This window comes from uncultured Microbacterium sp. (assembly GCF_963521695.1).
Classification (GTDB): domain Bacteria; phylum Actinomycetota; class Actinomycetes; order Actinomycetales; family Microbacteriaceae; genus Microbacterium.
On record NZ_CAUQWC010000124.1, the window covers coordinates 1 to 9,916 of the forward strand.

General features: G+C 70.3%; 6 protein-coding genes and 1 other RNA gene. 6 read left to right on the top strand and 1 reads right to left on the bottom strand.

Annotated elements, in window-relative coordinates; genetic code table 11:
- Positions 1-294 precede the first annotated feature (294 nt).
- An RNA gene (gene ffs, locus RWP81_RS10240) (signal recognition particle sRNA small type) lies at positions 295-391 on the top strand.
- 26 nt (positions 392-417) lie between these two features.
- On the opposite strand, the gene RWP81_RS10245 is transcribed toward ffs, so the two are convergent.
- Positions 418-1,092, bottom strand: coding sequence for an NUDIX domain-containing protein (locus RWP81_RS10245; protein WP_314455740.1), 675 nt, complete (start codon positions 1,090-1,092; stop codon positions 418-420).
- A 191-nt stretch (positions 1,093-1,283) separates the two neighbouring features.
- On the opposite strand from RWP81_RS10245, the gene pta reads away from it, so the two are divergent.
- From pta to RWP81_RS10270, 5 genes are all read left to right on the top strand, one after another.
- Positions 1,284-3,473 (top strand): phosphate acetyltransferase, encoded by a 2,190-nt coding sequence (gene pta, locus RWP81_RS10250; RefSeq protein ID WP_314455743.1) that lies wholly within the window; start codon positions 1,284-1,286, stop codon positions 3,471-3,473.
- Positions 3,470-4,720: an acetate kinase gene (locus RWP81_RS10255; RefSeq protein WP_314455746.1), complete on the top strand. Its 1,251-nt coding sequence runs from the start codon at positions 3,470-3,472 to the stop codon at positions 4,718-4,720. Before pta ends, RWP81_RS10255 begins: the two co-directional genes overlap by 4 nt.
- Positions 4,721-4,850: 130 nt before the next feature.
- Positions 4,851-5,585 carry a beta-phosphoglucomutase family hydrolase gene (locus RWP81_RS10260; RefSeq protein ID WP_314455748.1) on the top strand — a complete coding sequence of 245 codons (735 nt, stop codon included), beginning with the start codon at positions 4,851-4,853 and terminating at the stop codon, positions 5,583-5,585.
- Positions 5,586-5,706: 121 nt separating this feature from the next.
- Positions 5,707-8,244 carry a glycosyl hydrolase family 65 protein gene (locus RWP81_RS10265; protein ID WP_314455751.1) on the top strand — a complete coding sequence of 846 codons (2,538 nt, stop codon included), beginning with the start codon at positions 5,707-5,709 and terminating at the stop codon, positions 8,242-8,244.
- Positions 8,245-8,689: 445 nt separating this feature from the next.
- Positions 8,690-9,916: DNA polymerase III subunit gamma and tau (locus tag RWP81_RS10270; protein ID WP_314455754.1), on the top strand; the 1,227-nt coding region annotated here is incomplete at its 3' end.

The following is a 9,916-nucleotide window of genomic DNA, read 5'->3' on the forward strand; positions in this document are numbered from 1 at the left end:
CCTTCGCACCCGACGTCTTCTGGGTGTCGTTCCTGCGGCGCGGCCGCGGCACATCGGCCTTCACTATCGTCCCGGCGAGGAGCGACCCGCTGCCGCGCGCGTGACCGGGGGAGTACGGGGGAGGGGGAGAGGACGGATGCCGAGGACTCGCCCTCCCTCTATCCCTCGCCCTCTGCTCGTCACGCGTGCGGAGCGAGCTCGGGTCTCGCGCTGGCGGTGCCGCCCCGGGCCGAGGGTTGGACGACCCCGCCGATGCCGCAGGCGGGACGAGCGCTACGGGTCGGGTAGGCTGTACTCGGCTCTCCGCGTGGCGGCATCCAGGCCAACTCCCCCAGGACGGAAACGTAGCAAGGGTAACCAGGCTCTACCGGGTGCGCGGAGGGTCTTTTTCTTTGCCCGCGGAGGGACGCCGAACCCTCAGCGCCGGGCGAAGGGGCCGTCGAGCACGGCCCACTGCAGCAGCATGATCGTCTTCGCGTCCTGGATCGAGCCGTCGCGAATCATCCTCAGCGCGTCGTCGATGTGGTGTTCGAGAATCTCGATTTCCTCGCCCTCCTCCACGAGGCCACCGCGGTCGCCCACGCGCGCCGAGCTGTCGTAGGCCGCCGCGAAGAAGTGCAGTCGCTCGGTCACCGATCCCGGGCTCATGTAGACGTCGAAGACGTGTTGCACGTCGTCGACGCGCACGCCGGTCTCCTCCTCGGCCTCGCGACGGATCGCCGTGACCGGGTCGTCGTCGTCGAGCAGCCCCGCGGCCGTCTCGATGAGCATGCCGTCGGGGTGATCGTTCACGTAGACCGGATAGCGGAACTGCCGGGTGAGCAGCACGGTGCGCCGCGCGGGGTCGTAGAGGAGGACCGTAGCGCCGTTGCCCCGGTCGTAGGTCTCGCGCTTCTGGGTGACCCACTCGCCGTCGTCGCCGCGGTAACGGAACGTCGTGGCGCGGAGCACGTGCCAGCCGGCGGCCAGCAGGTCGACGTCATCGACGATCACCCGTGGGTTGCGATCGAGGTCGCGACCGGTCAGGTGCAGGCCGGTCCGGCCGCGGTGGTCGGGGACGGTGGTGCCGGGGAGGGGAGTCGAGGGGGTCACGCTCGCGAGCCTAGGTGTGACGGCGGTGACTCGACCTCAGCGATGTGCGCAACGTCAGTCGGATCCGGGGTGTTCGGGCTGAGGGTGCGCGGATCGCGGAGGTGAGGGCTGGCTCCCGCGGCGCGCGCCGGATCACTCGACGACGAAACAACCCCGGGGCGATGTCGGGCCCCCGCAATAGGCTGGGGCACGTGACGCAGAGCATCTACATCACGTCGGCAGAAGGTCATTCGGGCAAGTCCTCCGTGGCGCTGGGCGTGCTCGACGCGCTCAGCCGCGTCACGCCGCGCGCGGGGGTGTTCCGGCCCATCGCGCGTTCTACCGCCGAGCGCGACTACGTGCTCGAGATGCTGCTCGACCACGACAGCGTCGACCTCGCGTACGACGACTGCGTCGGCGTCACCTACGACGACGTACGCGACGACGCCGATGCGGCGCTCGCGCGCATCGTCGAGCGCTACAAGGCGGTCGAGGCGCAGTGCGACGCCGTCGTCATCATCGGCAGCGACTACACCGACGTGGGCAGCCCCGCCGAGCTCGCGTACAACGCCCGTATCGCCGCCAACCTCGGTGCGCCGGTGCTGCTCGTGCTCGGAGGCCGCGCGCAGCAGGGACACAGCGAGACGCTGGGCCTGTCCGTGGCCCGCACCCCGCAAGAGGTCGGGCAGATCGCCTCGCTCGCCATCTCCGAGCTGCAGCACGAGCGCGCGGCGCTGTTCGCGGTGATCGCCAACCGCGCCGACGCCGATCTCCTCGACGAGGTCGTGGCATCCGTGCGTCACGTCGTCGACACCGCGGTGGTCGACTCCGCCGTCGCGGGCGGTTCGGTCGAGCGACGCAACGTACCGGTCTGGGCGCTGCCCGAAGACCGCTTCCTCATCGCCCCCTCGATGCGCGGCGTGCTGCGCTCGGTCGAGGGCGAGCTGATCAAGGGCGATCCGGCGCTGCTCACCCGTGAAGTGCTGGGCGTCGTGGTCGCGGGCATGTCGATGGTCAACGTGCTGCCGCGTCTGAAAGAATCCGCGGTCGTGGTGATCCCCGCCGACCGTACCGAGGTGCTGCTGGCGGCCCTGCTCGCCAACGCCTCGGGCACCTTCCCCTCGCTCGCGGGCATCGTGCTCAACGGCGGGTTCGAGCTGCCCGACGCGATCGTGCGCCTCATCGACGGCCTCGGATCGCCCCTGCCGATCATCGCCACCGACCTCGGCACCTACGACACCGCCGTGCGCATCATGAACACCCGCGGGCGCCTCGCCGCCGACTCCCAGCACCGGTACGACACCGCCCTCGCGCTGTTCGAGCGCCACGTCGACACCGAGCAACTCACGCGCGAGCTGGGCGTCGCGCGCCCGAGCGTGGTCACCCCGCTGATGTTCGAGTACGGCCTCGTCGACCGCGCCCGCACCGACAAGCGCCGCATCGTGCTCCCCGAGGGAAGCGATGACCGCGTGCTCCGCGCCGCGGCCACCGTGCTCGCGCGCGGTATCGCCGACCTGACCATCCTCGGTGAACCGATCGAGGTGCGCGGGCGCGCGATCGAGCTCGGTATCGACATCCGTGATGCCGAGGTGCTCAGCCCCTTCGACGCCGTGTACGTCGAGAAGTTCGCCACCGAATACGCGCGGCTGCGCGCCCACAAGGGTGTCACCCACTCCCAGGCCGCCGACACGGTCACCGACGTGTCGTACTTCGGCACTCTCATGGTGCACCTGGGTCTCGCCGACGGCATGGTCTCGGGCGCGGCGCACACCACGGCCCACACCATCCGGCCGGCGTTCGAGATCATCAAGACCGCCCCGGGCGTCTCGGTGGTCTCGAGCGTGTTCCTCATGGCGCTCGCCGACCGGGTGCTCGTCTACGGCGACTGCGCCGTCATCCCCGATCCCACCAGCGAGCAGCTCGCCGACATCGCCGTGTCGTCGGCCGCGACCGCCGAGCAGTTCGGCATCGAGCCGCGCGTGGCGATGCTGTCGTACTCGACGGGCGAGTCCGGCACGGGCGCCGATGTCGAGAAGGTGCGCAGCGCCACCGCTCTCGTGCGCGAACGCGCCCCGGAACTGCTGGTCGAGGGACCCATCCAGTACGACGCGGCCGCCGACGCGGCCGTCGCACGGGCAAAGATGCCCGGTTCCGCGGTCGCGGGACGCGCGACGGTGTTCGTCTTCCCCGATCTGAACACCGGCAACAACACCTACAAGGCCGTGCAGCGCTCCGCGGGCGCGGTGGCCATCGGACCCGTCCTGCAGGGCCTGAACAAGCCCATCAACGATCTTTCGCGCGGCGCGCTCGTCGACGACATCGTCAACACCATCGCGATCACGGCGATCCAGGCCCAGGGAAGCCCGGCCACCGGGGCTCCCGCAGAAGGGAGCGCGTCGTGAGCGTCGTCCTCGTCGTCAACAGCGGTTCGTCGTCGTTCAAATACCAGCTGCTCGACATGGAGCACGAGCACGTGCTCGCATCCGGGCTGGTCGAGCGCATCGGCGAGCCCTCGACGGGCTCCGGGTCCGGGGGGACGGCGACGCACACCGTCAAGGCGGCCGCGCTCGCCGACGCCGACGGCCCCGCGCCGACCGTGACCGACGCCACGTACACGATCGAGCGCGAGATCCCCGATCACACCGCGGGGTTCGCCGTCATGCTCGAGGCCTTCGCCGCGCACGGCCCGTCGCTCGAGGAGCGGGCTCCCGTCGCCGTCGGCCACCGCGTCGTGCACGGCGGTGCGCGCTTCTTCGAGCCCACCGTCGTCACCCCGCTCGTCGAGATCAACATCGACGAGCTTTCGGTGCTGGCACCGCTTCACAACCCGGCCAACCTGGCCGGTATCGTCGCGGCCAAGAAGGCGTTCCCCGACGTCCCCCACGTCGCGGTCTTCGACACCGCGTTCCATCAGTCGCTCGCGCCCGAGGCGTACACGTACGCCATCGACCGCGAGGTCGCCGAAGCCCATCGCATCCGTCGCTACGGCTTCCACGGCACGAGTCACAAATTCGTCAGCGAGGCCGCTGCCGCCTTCGTCGGGCGACCGCTGGGCGAGCTCAAGCAGATCGTCTTCCACCTCGGCAACGGCGCGTCGGTCGCCGCGATCGAGGGGGGTCGCTCCGTCGACACGTCGATGGGCCTCACCCCGCTCGAGGGCCTCGTGATGGGCACCCGGTCGGGCGACCTCGACCCTGCGGTGCTGCTGCAGCTGGCGCGTCGCGCCGATATGTCGACCGCCGATCTCGACACCCTCCTCAACAAGCGTTCAGGCCTTCTGGGCCTCGCCGGGGTGTCCGACATGCGCGACATCGGAGAGCGACGCGCTGCCGGCGACCCGGCCGCGCAGCTCGCCTTCGATGTCTACATCCACCGCCTCCGTGCGTACGCGGGCGCTTATCTCGCTCAGCTCGACGGCGTCGACGTCATCTCGTTCACGGCCGGTGTGGGCGAGAACGCGGCCGCCGTGCGGGCCGAGGCGATGGCCACGCTCGGATTCGCCGGCGTCGAGATCGACCCCGAGCGAAACGCCCGCCGCGAGCGCGGCATCCGTCGCATCTCCACCGACGCCTCGCGCGTCGAGGTTCTCGTGGTGCCCACCGACGAAGAACTCGAGATCGCGCGGCAGACGCTGTCGGTCACGGCCTGACACTCCTTCCCGCACTACGCTCGTTCCGCGAGGATGCTCCGCGCGCTCGCGACGGCAATCCAGCCCCGCACCTGATTTCTCCCCTTCGAGCCGCCCCACCCGAGCCGCCCCACCCGATCTGGAGCCCGCCGTGACCGACAGCCGCGACCTGCCCGACCTCACGACCTTCGAGGGCGTCCTGTTCGATCTCGACGGGGTGCTCACCCCCACCGCCGAGGTGCACATGCGGGCGTGGAAAGAGATGTTCGACGAACTCTTCACCGCGTGGCGGATCGAGCCGGCGTACACCGATCGCGACTACTTCGAGTACGTCGACGGCAAGAAGCGCTACGACGGCGTCGCCTCGCTCCTGCGCAGCCGCGACGTCGAGGTGCCCTGGGGAGACCCCTCCGACGACCCGTCCGAAGACAGCGTGTGCGGCGTCGGCAACCGCAAGAACGTGGTGTTCTCGCGCATCCTGCGCAGCGAGGGCATCCAGCCCTACCCGGGCTCGATCGCCCTGCTCGACCTGCTGCAGGCCGCGGGTACACCGATCGCCGTCGTCTCCAGCTCCAAGAACGCCGTCGAGGTGCTCGAGGCCGCCGGCATCCGCGACCGGTTCCCCGTCGTCATGGACGGCGTGGTCGCCGAGCGCGACCACCTGGCATCCAAGCCCGCCCCCGACGTGTTCGCCGAGGCCGCCCGCATGCTCGGCGTCGACCCGGCCCGCTCGGCCGCCGTCGAAGACGCCCTGAGCGGGGTGCGCTCCGCCGCGGCGGCCGGCTACGTCGTCGTGGTCGGCGTCGATCGGGGTGTCGGAGCGGATGACCTCGCCGCCGCCGGTGCGACGGTGGTCGTCGACGACCTCGCCGCGTTCGTAGACTGAGCCGTCGCCTGCACGCGACACCCCCTCGCCGTCCCCGAGCGGCGAACCCGAGCTCCACCCGCACGAGCGGCATGCCGCCGTCTCGCGCCGACTCAGAACCGGCCACCGGAAGGCACCCCCGATGATCGATCGCGATCGTTTCCCCGTCGACGAGTGGCGCCTCGTCGAAACGCAGTTCTCGCTCGACGACGTGGGGGTCACCGAAACCCTCTTCGCCGTCGGCAACGGCTACCTCGGCTTGCGCGGCAACTCGATCGAGGGCCGGTTCGCCCTCGAACAGGGCACGTACATCAACGGGTTCCATGAGACGTTCCCCATCCGCCACGCCGAGCAGGCCTACGGCTTCGCCGAGGTCGGCCAGACGATCATCAACGCGCCCGACGCCAAGGTTCTGCGCGTCTACGTCGACGACGAGCCGCTCTCGCTCGACGTCGCCGACGTCCGCGAATACGAACGCGTGCTCGACATGCGCCAGGGGATCCTGCGCCGGAGCCTGCTGTGGGTCACCCCCTCGGGCAAGCGCGTGCGCATCGAAGACGAGCGCTTCGTCTCCTACGACGAGAAGCACCTCGCGGTGCTGCGGCTCACCGTGACCGTGCTCGACGCCGACGCGCCCGTCACCGTCAGCAGCCAGCTGCTGAACCGGCAGGACGGCGAGGGCATCTACGGCGGCTCGCCGATGGCATCCCGGAAGGCCGGATTCGACCCGCGGAAGACCGAGAAGCTCAGCGATCGGGTGCTGCAGCCGCGCGAGTACTGGCAGGACGGCGAGCGCTCCGCCTTGAGCTACGAGGTCAGCGAGTCGAACATGACGCTCGCTGTCATCGCCGACCACCTCATCGACACGCAGAACGAGTACACCGCGCGGCGTCTCATCGAGCCCGACATCGCCAAGAACGTCTACCGCGTGCAGGCGCGCGCGGGCGTCCCCACCACCATCACCAAGCTGGTCAGCTACCACACGTCACGGGGCGTCCCCACGGGTGAACTGCTCGATCGGTGCCGCCGCACGCTCGACCGTGCGGTCGAGACCGGCATCGAGGGTCTGTTCGCCCAGCAGATCGACTGGTACGCCAACTTCTGGGACCGCTCCGACGTGCGTATCGGCGGACACGGCGACCTGCAGCAGGCCACGCGCTGGTGCCTGTTCCAGCTCGCGCAGGCGGCGGCCCGCGCCGACGGCCAGGGCGTTCCCGCGAAAGGCGTGACCGGGTCGGGATACAGCGGCCACTACTTCTGGGACACCGAGGTATACGTGCTGCCGTTCCTGGCGTACACGTCGCCCCTCTGGGCGCGCAACGCCCTGCGCATGCGCTATCTGATGCTGCCCGCGGCGCGCAAGCGCGCGCACCAGCTCAACGAGGCCGGAGCGCTCTTCCCCTGGCGCACGATCAACGGCGAAGAGGCATCGGCGTACTACGCCGCCGGCACCGCGCAGTACCACATCAACGCCGACGTCGCCTTCGCCCTGGCGAAGTACGTGCGAGCCACGGGCGACGAGGAGTTCCTCGCCCGTGAGGGCGTGGACATCGCCGTCGACACCGCGCGGCTGTGGTCGACGCTGGGCTTCTGGCGCTCCAGCGACGGTTCCGACGACGGCGAACGCGATTCGTTCCACATCCACGGCGTCACCGGCCCCGACGAGTACACCACCGTCGTCAACGACAACCTCTTCACGAACGTGATGGCGCGCTTCAACCTGCGCTTCGCCGCCCGCACGGTCCGCGACCTCGCCGACAACGACCCCGACGCGTACGCGCACATGGCCGAGCGCATGAACCTCGACCCCTCCGAGCCCGAGCGCTGGGACAAGGCCGCCGAGGCGATGCACATCCCCTTCAGCGAGGCCCTCGGCATCCACCCGCAAGACGCCGTGTTCCTCGAGCGAGAGATCTGGGACCTCGAGAACACCCCTCCCGACCAGCGCCCCCTGCTGCTGCACTTCCACCCGCTGGTGATCTACCGCTACCAGGTGCTCAAGCAGGCCGACGTGGTGCTCGCACTGTTCCTGCAGGGCAATCACTTCACGGATGCCGAGAAGCTCGCCGACTTCGAGTACTACGACCCGCTGACCACCGGTGACTCGACGCTGTCGGCGGTCGTGCAGTCGATTCTGGCCGCCGAGGTGGGCTACCAGGACCTGGCTCTGGAGTACTTCCGTCAGGCCGCGTTCGTCGACCTCGGCGACCTGCACCACAACGCTGCCGACGGCGTGCACGTGGCGTCGGCCGGCGGTGTGTGGACGGCGCTCGTCAGCGGCTTCGGCGGAATGCGCGACCACTTCGGGCGGCTCACGTTCGATCCGCGCCTCCCGGCCGACTGGCCCGAGCTGTCGTACGTGCTGCACTGGCACGGGACGCGGCTCAACGTCACCCTCACCACGAACGCGCTCACGCTGCGCGCGGGGGAGGACGGCGCGCCCGTCGCGTTCGCGGTGCGCGGTGTCGATTACACCGTCGCTCCCGGCGAGACGGTGCGCGTGGCGCTGCACGGACAGGGGCCGGTGCGTCCGGGTCGCCCCTCGATCCGTCAGCTCGAGGGCTCGGTGCGCGAGGACGGCACGCTGCTGTCGGCGTCGGTGCCCATCGTCACGGCGACGATCCCGGTCGTGAACGACGACGACGGCCCCATCGCGGTCGGCCTCGACGGGGGTTTCTGACCCGCATGCACGCGGCGGCTCCCTGTGCGGGGGTCGCCGCGTGCGGCGTTTCCGGGCCGTGGATGCGGCCTCGCGGGTGCGTCTTCGCGGGTGCGTCGAGAACAGGGGATCCCGTGAGAACAGGGCCGGATGCCCGTGGGCCTTCCTGTGCCGGCGAGATCTCCTGTTCTGGTGGCGCCGGGGTGTAGCAGAACGCGGCGTCCGCGCGACGGGGTGACGGCAATCGAAGCCGGGGTGCGGGATGCGGGGTGTGCGCGTGCCGTCCGCCGGGAACAGGGGATCCGGTGGGGACAGGGGCGGATGCCGATGGACCGCCCTGTTCCGGTGGCATCCCCTGTTCTCGGGACCGGTCGCGGCGTGATGCGGGATGGGGAGCGCGGCGGCCGGACGCACGGGAAAAGGATGCCGCGGAGGCGATGTCGGAGGGACGCCGTAGGCTGTTCGGGTGACGACAGCCCTATACCGCCGATACCGCCCCGAGGCGTTCGGCGAGATGATCGGGCAGTCGCAGGTGACGGAGCCGCTGATGACCGCGCTGCGCAGCGATCGCGTGGGTCACGCGTATCTGTTCTCGGGTCCGCGCGGCTGCGGAAAGACCACGTCGGCCCGCATTCTCGCCCGTTGCCTCAACTGCGCAGCCGGCCCCACCGACACCCCCTGCGGCACGTGCGACAGCTGCGTCGAGCTGGGTCGTGGCGGCGGAGGATCGCTCGACGTGGTCGAGATCGACGCGGCCAGCCACAACGGTGTCGACGACGCCCGCGATCTGCGCGAGCGCGCGATCTTCGCCCCCGCTCGCGACCGGTTCAAGATCTTCATCCTCGACGAGGCGCACATGGTCACCCAGCAGGGCTTCAACGCCCTGCTGAAGCTCGTCGAAGAGCCTCCCGCTCACGTGAAGTTCATCTTCGCCACCACCGAGCCCGAAAAGGTGCTGGGCACGATCCGCTCGCGCACGCACCATTACCCGTTCCGCCTCGTCCCGCCCGCGGCCATGCTCGAGTACGTCCAAGAGCTGTGCGAGACCGAGGGGGTCGGGGTCGAGGCCGGTGTGCTGCCGCTCGTCGTGCGCGCCGGCGGCGGATCGCCACGTGACACGCTCTCGCTTCTCGATCAGCTCATCGCCGGATCCGACCCGTCGACGGGTTCGGGCACCGAACCGGCCGGCCACGTCCTCGTCCGCTACGAGCGGGCCGTCGCCCTGCTCGGTTACACCCACTCCGAGCTCCTCGACGAGGTCGTCGACGCATTCGCGTCGAACGACGGCGGGGGAGCCTTCGCCGCGGTCGACCGGGTCGTTCAGACCGGGCAGGATCCGCGCCGTTTCGTCGACGACCTGCTCGAGCGGCTTCGCGACCTCATCATCGTCGCGGCGACCGGTGCCGGGGCGTCCGCCGTGCTGCGCGGGGTACCCGACGACGAACTCGAACGCATGGCGCGTCAGGCGACCGCCTTCGGCGTGCATCGCCTCTCGCGCACGGCCGACCTCGTGGTGGCCGCGCTCGACGAGATGACGGGAGCCACCTCGCCGCGCCTGCAACTCGAGCTGCTCGTCGCTCGCGTACTCACCCACGCGGGGGTGTCGCAGGGCACCTCGCCCGCCGCGGCCCACGACCTCGAGGCGGCGCGCGGCACCACGTCGGCGGCTCCGCAGCTCGCTCCGGCCACCGGC

Coding starts and splice junctions, on each gene's coding strand:
- RWP81_RS10265 (WP_314455751.1), top strand. CDS start 5,707: ATGATCGATCGCGATCGTTTCCCCGTCGACGAGTGGCGCCTCGTCGAA.